The organism is Chitinophaga filiformis, assembly GCF_021646545.1.
GTDB classification, from domain to species: domain Bacteria; phylum Bacteroidota; class Bacteroidia; order Chitinophagales; family Chitinophagaceae; genus Chitinophaga; species Chitinophaga filiformis_A.
The window spans coordinates 54588-69629 of the sequence record NZ_JAKIRP010000013.1 but is presented as its reverse complement, the minus strand read 5'-3'; the positions used below and the strand labels follow the sequence as shown (position 1 = coordinate 69629).

The following is a 15042-nucleotide window of genomic DNA, read 5'->3' as shown; positions in this document are numbered from 1 at the left end:
AATGAATCTTATGACAAGGTCTATGTTAAAGGTAGCAACAATGGCGAAAATGTATGTACTATTTACGTTGGATTTTAATTGCTGAGCTGCTGTTGGCATTACGTTTGACGTTATGCCGCTATATGACGGCGGATTGATATGTGAATATGGAAATGCCGGAAAACTTTGCGAACTTACAGCAGCAAAAACAGCATGAATACTCAATGATGGATCACCTGCGCCATTTGAAGGATGAGGATGTCTTACTACTGTTGAATGACTTACTGGAGCAATATGGATATGATTTTACCGATTATTCATTCGCATCTGTGAAGCGCAGGTTGCAGCGTGTCTTCATCGCGGACCGTTTCCCCAGTTTTGCAGAGTTCAGGTACAGGGTAAAGACAGACCCCGGCTACCTGGTACATCTGATGGAGCAGATCACCGTGAATGTGACGGAGATGTTCCGGGACCCCGGTTTCTTCCGGGAGCTTCGCCGGCAGGTACTACCGGTACTGGCCACCTATCCGCTGATCCGGATATGGCATGCCGGCTGTTCGAGCGGGGAGGAGGCCTACTCTGTGGCCATCCTGCTGCATGAAATGAACCTGCTGCACAAATCTGTCATCTACGCTACGGATATCAACGAAAGTGTGCTGGAGACAGCCCGTAAGGGGATCTTTCCCCTGCAGTATATGCAGCAGTATTCGCAGAACTACCTGTCCTCTGGCGGACAACAGGAATTCTCCCGGTATTATGCAGCTAATTATGAATACGCCAAGTTCTCAGACATGTTGAGGGAGAAGATCATCTTCGCTGCGCATAACCTGGTTACGGACCGTTCGTTTAATGAGTTCCAGCTGATCATTTGCCGGAATGTACTTATCTATTTCAACAAAGATCTGCAGGACAAGGTGCTGCACCTGTTCAGCGACAGCCTGGAGCAACTGGGCTTTCTGGCATTGGGCGCGAAAGAAACACTACGCTTTACAACTGTAGCCCCATTATTCAAGCCGGTCGCTCACAAGGAGAAGATCTGGAGAAAAATAACAACATGACCTCTTTTCCTACACTGCTGGTCATCGGTGGCTCTGCAGGCAGCCTGGATGTACTGATGCAACTATTACCTGAACTGGAACCAGCGTGGCCGCTGGCAATGATCATTGTGCTGCATCGCCGGGCCGACAGTGAGACGCTGCTGTCTGACCTGTTAGCTGCCAAAACATGCCTCGCCGTAAAGGAGGCGGAAGAGAAAGATGTATTGGCACCCGGTTGTATATACGTGGCGCCGGCAGATTATCACCTGTTAATAGAGCCGGATGGCTCACTCACACTGGATGCATCAGAGAAAGTACATTACAGCCGTCCCAGTATCGATGTGACATTCATGTCCGCGGCTGAAGTATGTGGTGGCCGCTTATATTGTTTGTTGCTGTCAGGTGCTAATATGGATGGGGCAGAAGGCTTACAGGCGGTGCATGATGCGGGCGGTTTTACAGCTGTGCAGGACCCTGAGACCGCAGAAGCTTCTTTTATGCCGAAGTATGCCATCAGTACGGCAACGGTGGATGAGATACTGGATATTCAAGACATTATTGATTTTGTAAAAGACCTGAAAGACTGATAGTTATTGCTTTCCGGTTTAGTTTGCGGCTGTCTTTGGCTGTTCCACGGGCAATACCATGATAAATGTAGCCCCCTCATTCTCCCTGCTGGTTGCCCCGATAATTCCCTGGTGCCGCTCTACTACTTTCTTTGCGATGGCCAGCCCGATACCCGTTCCGTCATATACATCGGTACTATGCAGCCGTTGAAACAGTGTAAAGATCTTGGGCAGGTACGCCTCATTAAACCCAATGCCGTTATCGTTGATGGTGATCCGGCAAAAAGGTCCTTCTGCTGCCGCCGGACTGTGAAATTCCTTTTCCAGCACCCGTTCTGCCTGAATGTGAATACATGGCGCCACACCCGGACGGGTGAACTTCAGTGCATTACTGATGATGTTCTGCAATGCCTGTCTGATCTGGCCGGGAATGGCTTCCACGACAGGAAATGCGCTTGTGGTGATCTCTGCACAGGCATCCCGGACGGAGAGTTCCAGGTCTGCCAGTATCTCTCTTATGATAGCATTGATATCCACTGTCTCAAAGGGGACGTCAGCAGAAAGTCTTGAATACTGCAGCAGATCATTGATCAAACGGGTCATTCGTTCTGAAGAGCTGACGATGCGCTGCATATACTGCAAGGCATCCGGATTGGTACCCAGATGGCGATCCCGCAGGATGGTGCCAAACAGCTGGATCTTGCGCAGGGGCTCCTTGAGGTCATGCGATGCCACAGAAGCGAATTGCTGTAACTCATGATTACTGGCCTCCAGCGCATGGTTCATTTCCTGCAGTTCACGCGTACGTTCCATCACCCGTTGTTCCAGTATTTCATTGGCCTGTTTCTGATGAGCGATGTCTGTAAAAGTGCCTACCCATTTTACAATACGGCCGTCTTCCTCCAGGGGAATAGCTCTCAGCAGGTGACAGCGGTAGTGGTGATGCTGGCGGTGATGGAGGTAAACTTCTTTTTCCAGCGGTAGTCCGGCCTTAATAGCATTTTCCCAGACAGAAAGCTGTTGCTGTTCATGGTCGTAAGTGACCGGAAACTCCGTAAGAGAAGGGGAGTAGTCGAACCAGTGACGGTTGGCATACTCTACGGCGCCATCGCCACCGGCGGTAAACGCTACCTGCGGCAATGATTCGAGTATGGAATGCTGTTCCTGTACTTTGGCATTCAGTGCAGCCTGTGCATTTTTACGAACTTCCACTTCTTTCTGCAGCGATGCATGCATCTCCTGCAGCTGCCTGTTTTGTTCGTAAAGCCTGATAAAGGTTTTTACCTTCATCAACAGGATATCCGGATCTACTGGTTTGGTGATGTAGTCCAGTCCCCCGGAAGCATATCCTTTCGCGATGAACTTTTTATCTTTATTGACAGCCGACAAAAACAGGATAGGAACATCCTTTGCCTTACTATATCCCGAAATCGTCTCTGCCACTTCAAAACCGTCCATACTGGGCATCTGTACGTCCAGTATGATCAGCGCATAGTTGTTCCGTAGGATCTTCTTCAGGGCTTCTTCGCCGGAAGATGCGGTATCAACTTCAAAGTCATGCAGCTCTAAGATCTTCCTGAGGGATAAGATGTTCTCCGGTTTATCATCTACGATTAATATCATTCTTTTGTAATGTAATTGGCAATAGGGAATACCTCAAAAATCGTTCCGTCCGGACTTTTTTTTAATAAAGATGCGGATGCACGAACATACGAATATCTGCATCATTATTCGTATATCCCTGCATCCGCACAACAGTAATGGTACGATGAAGTGAGGTTATTGCTGACCTCCGCCCAGTGCGCGATATAATGTAATAGTTCCCAGGAAAAGGTCTTTTTTATTGCCTGCCAGCGCCAGCTCAGCTTCCAGCACGCTTTTCTGTGCGGTGATCACTTCCAGGTAATTGGCGTACCCGGTAGCGTAAAGATCATTTGCCGTGGACACGCCGTCTTTCAGCATCTGTACCTCAGCCGATTTTAATGCGTAAGCTTCCTGTCCGTTCTTTAGTTGTCCGAGGGCAGTGATCACCTCCTGGTATCCGTTGATGATCGCCTGGCGGTATTGATAGAATGCAGACATTCCTGAAGCTGTGGTGATATTGTATTGCGACTGCAGCTGTTTTTTGTTGAGCAGCGGCGCAGAGATGCCTCCTAATATGCCATAGGCGAGAGAGGCGGGTGTATTGAACAGCATACCGGCGTTGAAGGAGTTGAATCCTACGTAAGGCGTGATATTCAACGATGGGAGGAAGGCCGCACGCGCCGCTTTCACATCTGCTTTAGCGGCTTCCAGTTCCAGCGCAGCCTGTTGAATGTCCGGCCTGCGGGAAAGCATGGTAGCCGGTACACCTGTTTGCGCAAAAGGAGGCAATGCCGCATCAAGCAGTGAGGTATCGCGCCTGATAGGTTGCGGGAAGCGGCCCAGCAATGCATTCAGCTGGTTCTCCAGCTCCAGCGACTGTTGTTTAAGCCCCAGGGCCATACTCCGGGTATTGAGCAACTGGGCAGAGAACTGCTGAACGGCCAGTAATGTGGCCCTGCCGGCTTCCTGCTGTATCTGTACGGTGGCCAGCGCAGTTTCCTGCAGACTGATATTGCGTCGTATCACTTCCTGTTCATAATCCAGTACCATCAGCTGATAGTACATGCCTGCAACCTGCGATACCAGCTGTGTGGTAACCAGCCGGCGTCCCTGTTCACTGGAGAGGAAGCGCATAAAGGCAGCCTGTTTGCGGCTGCGCAGTTTTCCCCAGAGATCAATTTCCCATGAGCTGCGCAGTCCTGCGAAGTAATCAGGTGTAGGTCCGGGTATGCGTTGTTTGTCACTGATATTGGGAGAAAGATTGGTATCAAAATTACCCACGCCGTTGAGCGTATAGTCGCCCCAGCGGTCTACACCGGCGCTGAGCGCGATGTTCACTTCCGGTTGCCATGCACGGCTGGCGGCCATGAGTTGTGCCCGGGCAGTCTCCATCCGCTGGGTGGCCAGCAGCATGTCGGTGTTATGTGCCAGTGCCGTGTCCAACAGGCGGAGGAGCAATGTATCTGTAAAGAATTGTTTGTAGGACAATGCCCCGATACCACTGCTGTCTGTACCGCTTTTAACGATAGTACTGCTGTCGGCAGGATCCCCTCCGGCTGTTTGTGACGTATCACCAAACGTAGCGGGTGTTTTGGGTGCTTCCGGAAGGGTAAGTTTGGCCGGTGAGTAGCAGGCCTGTAGTCCGCCTGTCAGCAATCCAACTACCATGAACACCGTCAGTACACCCACCGCCGGTTTGGCGCTTTTAGGCTTTGCCTTCTTTTGCCCTATGCTGGCAAACAGTACATACAGTCCCGGGATGATCAATACCCCAAATACAGTACCGATCAGCATACCGCCGGCGGCCGCTGTTCCGATAGAGCGGTTACCCATAGCGCCGGCACCGCTGGCCACGCAAAGAGGTATCAGGCCCGCAATGAAGGCAAAAGACGTCATCAGGATAGGCCGCAGACGGGATACCGCCCCTTCTTTGGCAGCTTCCAGAATGGACAATCCCTGCTTGTTCCGTTGTATCGCAAACTCTACGATCAGGATGGCGTTCTTACCCAGCAATCCTATCAGCATTACCAGCGCCACCTGCGCATAAATATTGTTTTCCAGTCCGGCCAGTTTCAGCGTCAGGAAGGCGCCGAATATTCCTGCGGGCAGGGAGAGGATCACCGGTAGCGGCAGGAGGAAGCTTTCATATTGTGCGGCCAGCAGCAGGTATACGAACAGGAGACAGAGCCCGAAAATGTAAATAGCCTGATTGCCCGACAGGATCTGTTCGCGGGTCATACCACTCCATTCAAAACTATATCCACGGGGCAAAGCCTGTTTCGCTACTTCGTTGATGGCCGTGATGGCGTCGCCGCTACTGAAACCGGCAGCTGCATCCCCGTTGATCATTGCCGCTGTGTACATGTTATAACGGGTCAGCTGTTCTGGCCCGTATACACGCTCCATCTTAATGAAATTGGAGAAAGGCACCATTTCCCCCATATCGTTCTTCACGTACAGATGCATAACATCTTCCGGTTTGGTACGATAACGGGGAGAGGCCTGGACCATCACTTTATACATTTGTCCGAAACGGATAAAATTAGACGCATAGAAGCTGCCAAGCAATGTCTGAAGGGTCGACATCGCGTTGTCGATACTAACGCCTTTTTGGGCCGCCATAGCCTGATCTACGTGGATCATATACTGTGGGAACTCCGGATCGAAACTGGTGAAGGCACTTCCTATCTCCGGACGTTCTTTCAGGGCATTAATAAACTTGTTGGTGACATCGGCGGTCTGCTGCAGATTACCGCTACCGGTTTTGTCCAGTACGCGTAACTCAAATCCGCTCGAGTTACCAAAGCCCGGTACCGTAGGAGGAGGGAAGAATTCGATACTCGCATCTGAAATGATCTTACTGTCCTTTTCCAGTGCTGCGATGATCTCTTTTACAGAACGTTTCCTTTCCTCCCAGGGCTTCAGGTTGATCATGCCCATTCCATATGAGGCCCCTGCTACGTCATTCACGAGACTGAAACCCGCCAGTGTGGACACCGACTCCGCTTCCTCCAGTTGTGACGCGATCTCCTGTACTTCGTCCAGCACCGCTTCTGTACGCGCTACTGTGGCGCCCGCGGGTGTGGTCACATTCACATAGATCATACCCTGGTCTTCAGAAGGAATGAAACCTCCCGGCAACACAGCACTGATACCCCAGGTGGCCACAAAAAATACGATCAGCATAACGATCGTCACCGTCCGTCTGCCGGCTATATACCCGATCAGACGCTGATAACTGCGCTCTGTCTTATTATATCTGTAGTTGAATTTATCGAAGAAGCGCTGCAGCATATTCCGGGGCTTGCCGGCATCATGCGTATGGCGCAGCATGATCGCGCAAAGGGCAGGAGTGAGCGTTACCGCGTTAATACCCGATATCACGATCGCAATCGCCAGTGTCAGCGAGAACTGCCGGTAAAATACCCCTACGGGACCAGAAAGGAATGCCACCGGCACGAATACTGCCGACATCACCAGTGTGATCGCCACAATTGCGCCGCTGATCTCTTTCATGGCCGCCAGCGTAGCCTGCAAGGGAGGCAGATGCGTCTCCTGCATTTTTACATGGACGGCCTCCACCACCACGATCGCGTTATCGACGACTATACCGATGGCCAGTACCAGGGCAAATAATGTCAGCAGGTTGATGGAGAAACCCATCAGCTGCATGAAGCACAATGTTCCTATCAGCGCCACCGGCACTGCCAGTGCAGGTATCAGTGTGGACCTGAAATCCTGTATGAACAGGAACACCACGATAAACACCAGTATGAACGCTTCCACCAGTGTTCTTAATACCTCATGAATGGAGGCATCCAGGAAGCGGGATACGTCGTAGTTGAAATTATAACTCATTCCCGGTGGGAAAGAAGTCGCTTTCAGTTCAGCCATCCGCTTTTTTACGTTCATGATCACATCCTGCGCATTGGAGCCGGGCCGCTGCTTCAGCATGATAGATGCGGAAGGCTTACCGTCTGTCTTTGACACCATGCCATAACTCAGTGCACCAAAGGTCACGTCTGCCACATCTTTCAGTCGGAGCACGGAGCCGTCCGGATTAGCTCTCAGGATAATATTTTCATATTGTGAAGGTTCGAAGAACTTACCGGTGTAGCGCAATACATATTGTAGTACCTGCGGATCATTATCCGCGCTTTCACCTGTCTTACCGGGAGCAGCCTCAATATTCTGTTTGCGTATGCCGTTTATCACTTCATCGGCCGAGAGCTGGTAAGCCAGCATACGATCGGGTTTCAGCCAGACGCGCATCGCATATTCCTTGGCCCCCATGATCTCTGCAAAACCCACCCCGTCAATCCTTTTCAACTCCTGCAATACGTTGATGTCGGCAAAGTTGTAGATGAATTGTTCATTCAGTGTGCTGTCTTCACTCATTATGTTGAGGTATAGCAACATACTGTTTACCTCTTTCTCTGTTGTCACACCAGCTTTGATCACCTCTTCAGGTAATTCGTCAATGATGGTCGCCACACGGTTCTGCACATTCACTGCCGCCTGATCGGGATCAGTGCCGACGTTGAAGAACACCTGTATCAGTGTCATACCGTTATTACTGGATACAGATGACATATACGTCATGCCGGGTACGCCATTGATAGCGCGTTCCAGCGGAGTAGCCACCGCTTTGGCACAAACCTCTGCGTTGGCGCCGGTATATTTGGCCGTCACCGTTACTGAAGGCGGAACGATGTCGGGGAATTGTGTGACGGGTAATGTAAATAAAGCCAGCAACCCAAGCAGCACAATGATCAACGAGATGACCAGCGATAACACAGGGCGCTTTATAAAAGTATCGAACATAAAAATGTTATAAAAGATGAAAAAAAGTTTGCAGGCCGGTAACATCACAATGCCGCAATTCCTGATGGCTACTGATAATGCCGCCCGGAAGTGGGGAAGGTAATGAACCGGATTGCTTCAGCTGTACAGCCAGCGCACCGCAGGCTGCCTTATCCGAATGCAGCATGCCTATATTTTCTGAATGGCTGTAAGCCGAGCCCCTGAATGCACAAGAGGCAGGTAAGCCTGCTTGAAACCCCGTAAGATTATCGCCCTTACAATCCTTTAATACTGTCAAGCGTTACAGGAGCCGGAATGATCTTCATACCGTCACGCAGGTTACGTACGCCCTCATAAACAACTTTGTCGCCCGCCTGAAGACCAGATGCCACAACATAACAGTTGGCCAGGCGTGCACCGGGCACGAAGTTTTTCATCTTTACCTGGTTGGATGCATCCACGACAAATACATAATTCTTGTCCTGCATTTCAAATACTGCTTTCTGTGGAAGCAGCATAGCGTTGGGCAGGTCATTGCTCAGCTGTACTTTTCCGCTGGCCCCATGTTTCAACAGGCCTTTCGGATTTGGGAACCTGGCTCTGAAAGCGATAGAGCCGGTTGTTTCCTCAAATTCACTTTCAATGGTTTCTACTTTCCCCGGATAGGGATAATCTGTTCCATCCGCGAGTACCAGCCGTACTACCGGATGTTCTGCTGTGGCATGTGCTTTTTTATGTTGGAGATATTCGGTTTCAGACACATTAAAATATGCATACACTTCTTTAATATCAGATACAGAAGTGAGCAGGGCGCCTTCTCCGATCAGACTTCCGGCCTTTGAAGGTATCCTGTCAATATAACCTTCAAAAGGAGCACGGATAATGGTATAAGACAACCTGGTAGCGGCATTGCTTTCGGCCGACCTTGCCTCTTCGATCCTCGCCTCTGCGGCAGCCAGCCTGGCTTTTGCCACTTCCTGTTCACTTTTAGCGATCACTTTTTTCTCCACCAGCAGCTGTACGCGCGCCAGTTCCAGCTGAGCGCCTTTGGCTTCTGCGATAGCGCTGCTGAGGGTTGCCTTCGCTTTTGCCAGCTCGGAGCGGTATTCTTCATCATTAAGGGTAAAGAGCAATTGTCCCTGTTGTACATGTTGTCCTTCGTCCACATAGATCTTATTCAGGAATCCATTCACGCGGGCACGAATTTCCACGTTGCGTACGGCTTCTATATCTGCTACATAATTCCTGTGCAGTACTGTGTCAGAAAGAGAGAGTTGCAGAACAGGGAATGTCTGTAACTCATTTTCGTTGCTGATTTTTTCTCCCCGGGTAACACAACCACCCAGGGCAATGCTCATTGCCAGTATATTAATCTTCAAAAACGTTCGCATGATAGGAGTGAATAGTTTTACAGGGCCGTAAGTTTACGGCCCGTATTGTTGAATACATGCAGTGCCGGCCGACAGCAAAGTGCCGTCAGCGGTTACAGCTGCATGTTTATTGTAAAAAAACGGGTAACGGTAAGAGCTTATAGCTAATACTGGTAAGCTATTCAGAAGGGCGTATACCTGGACAGAAAACTATAGTAGGCCGGCAGAAACGCATGTTGCTGTGTATATACGCCGGTCTTGTTCTCTCTGACAGGTATATAAAATTCCTGGTTATATTGAAATTGCAGGAAACGTGTGGTATAACTGGACGATTGATAGGTACTATTGATATAATACCGCTTTTTGCGCGGTATCTTCTTGAGGCCCAGCCTAAGCTGTATATCATCCTCTTCTTCTAACTGGATGCCACCATTATCGATATACGGGATGTGGATCTTTTCATGATCAAAGAGGCGTTCGAAGCAGAGGGTCTTACCTGCCTTAAATGGCGATTTACCCTGTACAATAGCGGAATGGCCCGTCATCAGGCCGGATATCAGCATGATGTACAGTAAAAACCTGCGGAATATTTGCTTCTCTGTTTTTACCATAATTAGGTTAGTCCTCCAATTGGAAATGCAAAGATAAAAACGATGCGTGCTAAATCAAAATACTGAATTGACGAACGGTAAAATTTTATTATCTGTCCATCCCTGGGTATCGATATAACCCGCCTTTTTGTTCGGCATGTTAGTTGTTCCCATTTTAGGAGGTAACATCATGAGATATCTAAGATTCACCCTGAGAAAATTTCAAAACATCTTCACCAAATCAAAAAAGAGAAGGTATGAGACCCATCATTTGTTTCCTGCTGATATTTGGCATCGCGTGCAATTCGCCTATAAAAAATAAAAACGAGATGGCAGACTCTTCTTCCAACATACAGGAAGGCGCCTCCCAGAGTGCAGCCAATAATCCCAGCCAGAATGCTGCTGGTGGTACTGCCAATATGGGAAGTGCCCCGGCCCCCGGCGAAGAGGAAGCTAATGTCAGGAAAGGCGGAACAGAGCCGGTCTCTGGTATGCTGCGGTTTAATGATCATAAATACGCCATCGTCTCCAAAGGCGACGGTTCAGCCCGTTCTATCACGATAGCCGCCACCAACCTTAAAGGCGATTCCTCAAAAGCGGATAGTACTGTCATCAGAGATGTGAAAGGAGTGCTACAAAAAACCGTAGTGGAAGACCTCAATAATGACCGGAACCCGGAAATTTATCTCTTCACCACCTCAGCAGGTACTGATGCGACTGGCAGCGTGTATGGGATTACCTACATAAATAACAAACCTGTCCGCATCTTCTCGGGCGATTTCGATGATCCCGACAAGGAAGGATATCGTGGACGTGATTCTTTCTACATTCAGCAGCGCCAGATTGTACGTGTATATCCCGTTTATAAGGAAGGCGATCTTGATACTAAGCCCTCCGGTGGGAAACGCACTGTCAGGTATACTTTGCAGAAGCAGGCAAATGGGTTTATATTGAGAACCGCTAAGTAAGGGCCATTTGTTATTAATGTATCTTCTCTATGTGCCTGGCTCAATATTCTTATTAATCTGGCAGCGAACAAAGGGATTGAACAAATATTTGCCATTTAGTTTACGAACATTCTAAATAAAGTGGAAGTAATAAATTGGAACTAATAAATAGCACCCTCTTATTCAATCTTCACTCAATGAGTAGCGGAAGGTTTCAGAAGGAGACTGCGGGCCTTAGCCCTTTACGAGCTCCAATACGATTGATGGGAGTTAAACAGACATTCCCATGCCCATACGCTTGATATCGCTCAATAAATAGTGCTCGAAAGGGGTACAGCCCGCAGTCCCTTACTGAAACCGAATCGCCGCGCATCCCTCCACCAAACCACACCACCCGCTACGATCATTCGCGCCAACCACAAAAAAAGACGAACAGCTCACGCCATTCGTCTCTCAAAAAAGAAAAAAGTAATTATCATTCAACCGGCCGGAGATATTGCGCATGCGCATACCCTTCCTCGCCGTCTTTAGTACGGATCAACCACCATTCATTACTATGCTTACTGATCAGCGTAACAGTCTCCGCATGCGCGGCCTTGCCAATAACCGGCTGATCAATACCTGGTCCCTTCCGCACATTGAGATTGGACGATTGAGTCACTACCTCGAGTTTCGCTCCCTCAACAGCCGTCGCCACTTTGATATCCATGACAACATCACCACTGAGGAAATTCGGATCAATCTTTCCGTAGATATTCCACAGATTGTCCTTCACCGCACCACTGGGCGCTTCGCCACTGATGTGTAATACGCCTTCCTGTTCATTTACCTGGAGATTACCGGTGCCCGCAGATCTGGCGGTATCTATCAGTTCCTTGTATTTATCCTGTAATGACATAAACAGTGATTTAAAAGGTTATTTTACTTTCAAACCTGACGCATCTACTCTTTTAGGATGCAGGGCATCCAGCGCCTGTTTCAGCGTCTTCCATTTAGCTGCGGAGAGTTCGCCCGTAACGGTGATAACGCCTGCATCGACTTTGATGTCAGCATCGGGGAAGTCTTTGGAGATGTTGGTAACACCGGTACGAAGTGCTTCATCAGCAGGAGTAGCCATAGCAGTTGTGTCGGCAGGAGGTGGTGGCGGTGGAGCAGCAGGTGTCACCATAATGTTGTTGACAACGCTTTTCACGCCTTCCGTCGATTTCACCGTCGCCTCAGCAGAGGCTTTGGTCGCGTCATCCGCGACATTGCCAGATAGGGTTACCACACCGTCTTTGACATCAGCCGTCACTTCCGGCATGGTGCTGAGTTGTTCCGAAACTTTTGCCTGGATCTGCGTGTCGCTGGGTTTCGCCTTACAGGCTACCATAGCAGCAAATACCAGACAGAGGATAGCAGTGCTCAATTGTTTGTTGCTCATAATTATTGATTGGAATGGTTAAAAGTTCCATCTGAATAATTACCTGAACATCTTCGTGATATCGTTCAGATCAACGTCGCCGTCTCCATCTTTATCTAATCCCAGTTTGCCGCCAATACTATTGATAGAGCTCTGGATATTACCGCTGCCAAAACCACCACTACCGAAGTTGGTACCACCCAGGGAAGATAAGATATCCTGGATGTTGAAACCACCTGCACTACCGCCGGGTGCATTACCACCTTTGATGGCGTTCAGAACGGTCGGGATTAAGGTGGCAGCAATGCTGGTAGCTGTAGCACTATTAATGCCAAACTTTTCCATGATGTTGCCGGCGAAGTTTTGTTGAATGTTCTGCGTAACCGGATGGTCGGCAGATTCAAGCGCTTCATTCACCTGTTGTGTTTCACCGTTGGCATTCAGTTGGCTGAAAGAGGAGAGAATGGAGTTCTGCGCTTCAGCGATCACACCGTCATTGTGCTCGTTAGGTACTTCGGGATTGTTAATGACAGACTGCAGACCGCTTTGCTGGATGAGTTGCGTTAATTGTTCAAACATAACTGAGTTTTATAAGGTAATAAGATGACAAAGGTAGGGAACCTAATAACAAACTGACCATTAAGAATGTTTAAAGGGATGGAAATAGATATAGGACGGTAATCGCGGAATATAAAAAGCCGGTACTGTAATCACAGCACCGGCTTGTATAATTGCTTACAGGCTTCATTACATAAAGCCCAGTTCCAGTTTGGCTTCTTCGCTCATCATATCTTTCGTCCATGGTGGATCGAAGGTGAGGGTCACATCTACATCAGATACACCCTCAATATCTCTTACTTTCTCATCTACTTCACGTATGATGTCGCCGGCTACCGGACAACCCGGTGCGGTCAACGTCATCGTAATGGCAACGCGGTTATTATCGCCTATCCTTATTTCGTATACGAGGCCCAGCTCAAAGATATTTACCGGTATCTCCGGATCATATACTGTGCGCAGCACCTCTTCAATCCTGTCGCGTAGTGTCAATGTATTTTCGCTCATAGCTCTTTGCCGTTTTTTTGTGATTGAGATTTTGCCTCATAGGCAACTGCATATAATTTGATCTGTTTGAGCATGCTCAGTAATCCGTTGGAACGGGTAGGAGAGAGATGACTGCTCAATCCGATCGCGTCAATAAAGTATATTTCAGATTCCGCGATCTCTTTAGGCGTATGTCCTGAGAATACGGTGATCATCAGGCTTACCAGTCCTTTGGTGATCACAGCGTCACTATCAGCTGTGAAGATCAGTTTACCGTCCTGCATTTCGGTGTGCAGCCATACCTGTGACTGACAGCCCTTGATGAGGTGATCGGGCGTTTTATATTTTTCGTCTATCAGCGGAAGTTCCTTGCCCAGTTGAATAATGTGCTCGTATTTATCCATCCAGTTCTCCATGAAGGAGAAGTCTGATATCAGTTCGTCCTGTTTTTCTTTGATAGTCATAATCCTGTTATCTTAACATAGCGGCCGCCTTTTTGATGCCCGCTACTAGTCTGTCTATATCTTCGAAAGTGGTATACATCGCAAAGGATGCACGTACGGTACCAGGGATGCAGAAGAAGCCCATTACAGGTTCAGCACAATGGTGGCCGGTGCGGATAGCAATACCCTGTTTGTCCAGCAGTTCTCCGAGGTCATAAGGATGAATGTCATGCACCAGGAAGGAGATAGCGCCGGAGCGATGCTTCGCATTACCAATGAAGCGCAGTCCTTCAATCTGCTGCAGCTGCTGCACAGCATAGTCTACCAGCTGTTCTTCCCATGCCTGGATATTTTCAACACCTACCTGTTGTACGTATTTTATAGCAGCTTCCAGTGCAATGGCGCCGCTGATATCAGGTGTACCTGCTTCGAACTTGTACGGCAGTACGTTGTAGATGGTTTTAGCGAAGGTAACGGTCTTGATCATATCGCCACCACCCTGATAAGGGGGCAGTCTGTCCAGCCACTCTTCCTTACCATATAGTACACCGGTACCAGTAGGGCCGTATATTTTATGACCGGAGAATACGAGGAAGTCTACGTCCAGCTCCTGCACATCCACCGGCATATGCTGTACTGCCTGTGCGGCATCGAGCAGCACAGGGATGTTACGGGCATGTGCCTGGGCTATAATATCGCGTACGGGATTAACAGTACCGAGTGAATTGGAAACGTATGTTATTGCAATGATCTTCACTTTGTCGGTCAGCAGATCAGAGAACGCTGACATGATCAGTTCCCCGTTTTCATCCATGGGAATGACTTTGAGTTCCGCGCCCCTGTCTTCGCACATCATCTGCCAGGGAACGATGTTGGAGTGGTGTTCCATGGCGGATACCAGCACTACATCGCCCGGTTTGATCTCACCACGGCCGAAGGAGTAAGCTACCAGGTTAACACCATCTGTGGTGCCTTTGGTAAAGATGATCTCTTCCGGTTTACGCGCGTTAAGGAAGGAGGCCACGGTCTTACGGGAATTCTCGTAAGCGGCAGTTGCTTCCTGGCTGAGGTGGTGTACACCACGGTGTACGTTGCTGTTGAGATGAATATAGTAATGCATTAACGTATCCAGCACGATCTGCGGCTTCTGGGTAGTAGCTGCATTATCGAGATATACGAGTGGTAATCCATATACTTTTTCCTGTAACAGCGGGAAATCCTTTCTGATCTTTTCTATATCTATTGCCGGAACAGTGATGTCTGGTACGTGTTGCATA

13 protein-coding genes are annotated in these 15042 nt (G+C 48.9%); 3 read left to right on the top strand and 10 right to left on the bottom strand.

What is annotated here, in order from left to right; all coding sequences use genetic code 11:
- Positions 1-146: 146 nt before the first annotated feature.
- Together L3C95_RS25630 and L3C95_RS25625 are read left to right on the top strand one after the other, a co-directional pair.
- A complete protein-coding gene (locus L3C95_RS25630) occupies positions 147-1037 on the top strand; it encodes a CheR family methyltransferase (RefSeq protein WP_236392157.1) in 891 nt (296 codons plus the stop codon).
- Positions 1034-1603: a chemotaxis protein CheB gene (locus tag L3C95_RS25625; RefSeq protein ID WP_236392155.1), complete on the top strand. Its 570-nt coding sequence runs from the start codon at positions 1034-1036 to the stop codon at positions 1601-1603. Before L3C95_RS25630 ends, L3C95_RS25625 begins: the two co-directional genes overlap by 4 nt.
- Positions 1604-1621: 18 nt before the next feature.
- On the opposite strand, the gene L3C95_RS25620 is transcribed toward L3C95_RS25625, so the two are convergent.
- From L3C95_RS25620 to L3C95_RS25605, 4 genes are all read right to left on the bottom strand, one after another.
- Positions 1622-3205, bottom strand: a complete 1584-nt coding sequence (locus L3C95_RS25620; RefSeq protein WP_236392153.1) for a response regulator — start codon at positions 3203-3205, stop codon at positions 1622-1624.
- A gap of 156 nt (positions 3206-3361) precedes the next feature.
- Positions 3362-7990, bottom strand: coding sequence for an efflux RND transporter permease subunit (locus L3C95_RS25615; protein WP_236392150.1), 4629 nt, complete (start codon positions 7988-7990; stop codon positions 3362-3364).
- Positions 7991-8244: 254 nt separating this feature from the next.
- The gene (locus tag L3C95_RS25610; protein ID WP_236392148.1) at positions 8245-9360 is read right to left on the bottom strand and encodes an efflux RND transporter periplasmic adaptor subunit; all 1116 of its coding nucleotides are present in this window, start codon (positions 9358-9360) and stop codon (positions 8245-8247) included.
- 161 nt (positions 9361-9521) lie between these two features.
- Entirely contained in the window at positions 9522-9950 is a 429-nt protein-coding gene (locus L3C95_RS25605) for a hypothetical protein (protein WP_236392146.1), read from the bottom strand.
- A gap of 236 nt (positions 9951-10186) precedes the next feature.
- Between L3C95_RS25605 and L3C95_RS25600 the strand changes: the two genes are divergently transcribed.
- Positions 10187-10897 carry a hypothetical protein gene (locus L3C95_RS25600; protein WP_236392144.1) on the top strand — a complete coding sequence of 237 codons (711 nt, stop codon included), beginning with the start codon at positions 10187-10189 and terminating at the stop codon, positions 10895-10897.
- Positions 10898-11351: 454 nt separating this feature from the next.
- Here the strand turns inward: L3C95_RS25600 and L3C95_RS25595 are convergent, their stop codons facing one another.
- From L3C95_RS25595 to L3C95_RS25570, 6 genes are all read right to left on the bottom strand, one after another.
- Positions 11352-11774, bottom strand: a complete 423-nt coding sequence (locus L3C95_RS25595; RefSeq protein ID WP_236392142.1) for an SH3 domain-containing protein — start codon at positions 11772-11774, stop codon at positions 11352-11354.
- Positions 11775-11792: 18 nt separating this feature from the next.
- Entirely contained in the window at positions 11793-12299 is a 507-nt protein-coding gene (locus tag L3C95_RS25590; protein ID WP_236392141.1) for a BON domain-containing protein, read from the bottom strand.
- A 39-nt stretch (positions 12300-12338) separates the two neighbouring features.
- Positions 12339-12857, bottom strand: a complete 519-nt coding sequence (locus tag L3C95_RS25585; protein WP_236392140.1) for a hypothetical protein — start codon at positions 12855-12857, stop codon at positions 12339-12341.
- 168 nt (positions 12858-13025) lie between these two features.
- Positions 13026-13343 carry a DUF59 domain-containing protein gene (locus L3C95_RS25580; protein ID WP_236392137.1) on the bottom strand — a complete coding sequence of 106 codons (318 nt, stop codon included), beginning with the start codon at positions 13341-13343 and terminating at the stop codon, positions 13026-13028.
- A complete protein-coding gene (locus L3C95_RS25575) occupies positions 13340-13786 on the bottom strand; it encodes a SufE family protein (protein WP_236392135.1) in 447 nt (148 codons plus the stop codon). Before L3C95_RS25575 ends, L3C95_RS25580 begins: the two co-directional genes overlap by 4 nt.
- Before the next feature lie 7 nt (positions 13787-13793).
- On the bottom strand, positions 13794-15041 hold the full coding sequence (locus tag L3C95_RS25570) for an aminotransferase class V-fold PLP-dependent enzyme (protein ID WP_236392133.1): 1248 nt from the start codon (positions 15039-15041) through the stop codon (positions 13794-13796).
- Position 15042 lies beyond the last annotated feature (1 nt).

Bases quoted from the DNA above. Each gene is read 5' to 3' on its own strand.
- L3C95_RS25630 (WP_236392157.1), top strand. From the start codon at position 147: ATGGAAATGCCGGAAAACTTTGCGAACTTACAGCAGCAAAAACAGCAT.
- L3C95_RS25625 (WP_236392155.1), top strand. From the start codon at position 1,034: ATGACCTCTTTTCCTACACTGCTGGTCATCGGTGGCTCTGCAGGCAGC.
- L3C95_RS25620 (WP_236392153.1), bottom strand. From the start codon at position 3,205: ATGATATTAATCGTAGATGATAAACCGGAGAACATCTTATCCCTCAGG.
- L3C95_RS25615 (WP_236392150.1), bottom strand. From the start codon at position 7,990: ATGTTCGATACTTTTATAAAGCGCCCTGTGTTATCGCTGGTCATCTCG.
- L3C95_RS25610 (WP_236392148.1), bottom strand. From the start codon at position 9,360: ATGCGAACGTTTTTGAAGATTAATATACTGGCAATGAGCATTGCCCTG.
- L3C95_RS25605 (WP_236392146.1), bottom strand. From the start codon at position 9,950: ATGGTAAAAACAGAGAAGCAAATATTCCGCAGGTTTTTACTGTACATC.
- L3C95_RS25600 (WP_236392144.1), top strand. From the start codon at position 10,187: ATGAGACCCATCATTTGTTTCCTGCTGATATTTGGCATCGCGTGCAAT.
- L3C95_RS25595 (WP_236392142.1), bottom strand. From the start codon at position 11,774: ATGTCATTACAGGATAAATACAAGGAACTGATAGATACCGCCAGATCT.
- L3C95_RS25590 (WP_236392141.1), bottom strand. From the start codon at position 12,299: ATGAGCAACAAACAATTGAGCACTGCTATCCTCTGTCTGGTATTTGCT.
- L3C95_RS25585 (WP_236392140.1), bottom strand. From the start codon at position 12,857: ATGTTTGAACAATTAACGCAACTCATCCAGCAAAGCGGTCTGCAGTCT.
- L3C95_RS25580 (WP_236392137.1), bottom strand. From the start codon at position 13,343: ATGAGCGAAAATACATTGACACTACGCGACAGGATTGAAGAGGTGCTG.
- L3C95_RS25575 (WP_236392135.1), bottom strand. From the start codon at position 13,786: ATGACTATCAAAGAAAAACAGGACGAACTGATATCAGACTTCTCCTTC.
- L3C95_RS25570 (WP_236392133.1), bottom strand. From the start codon at position 15,041: ATGCAACACGTACCAGACATCACTGTTCCGGCAATAGATATAGAAAAG.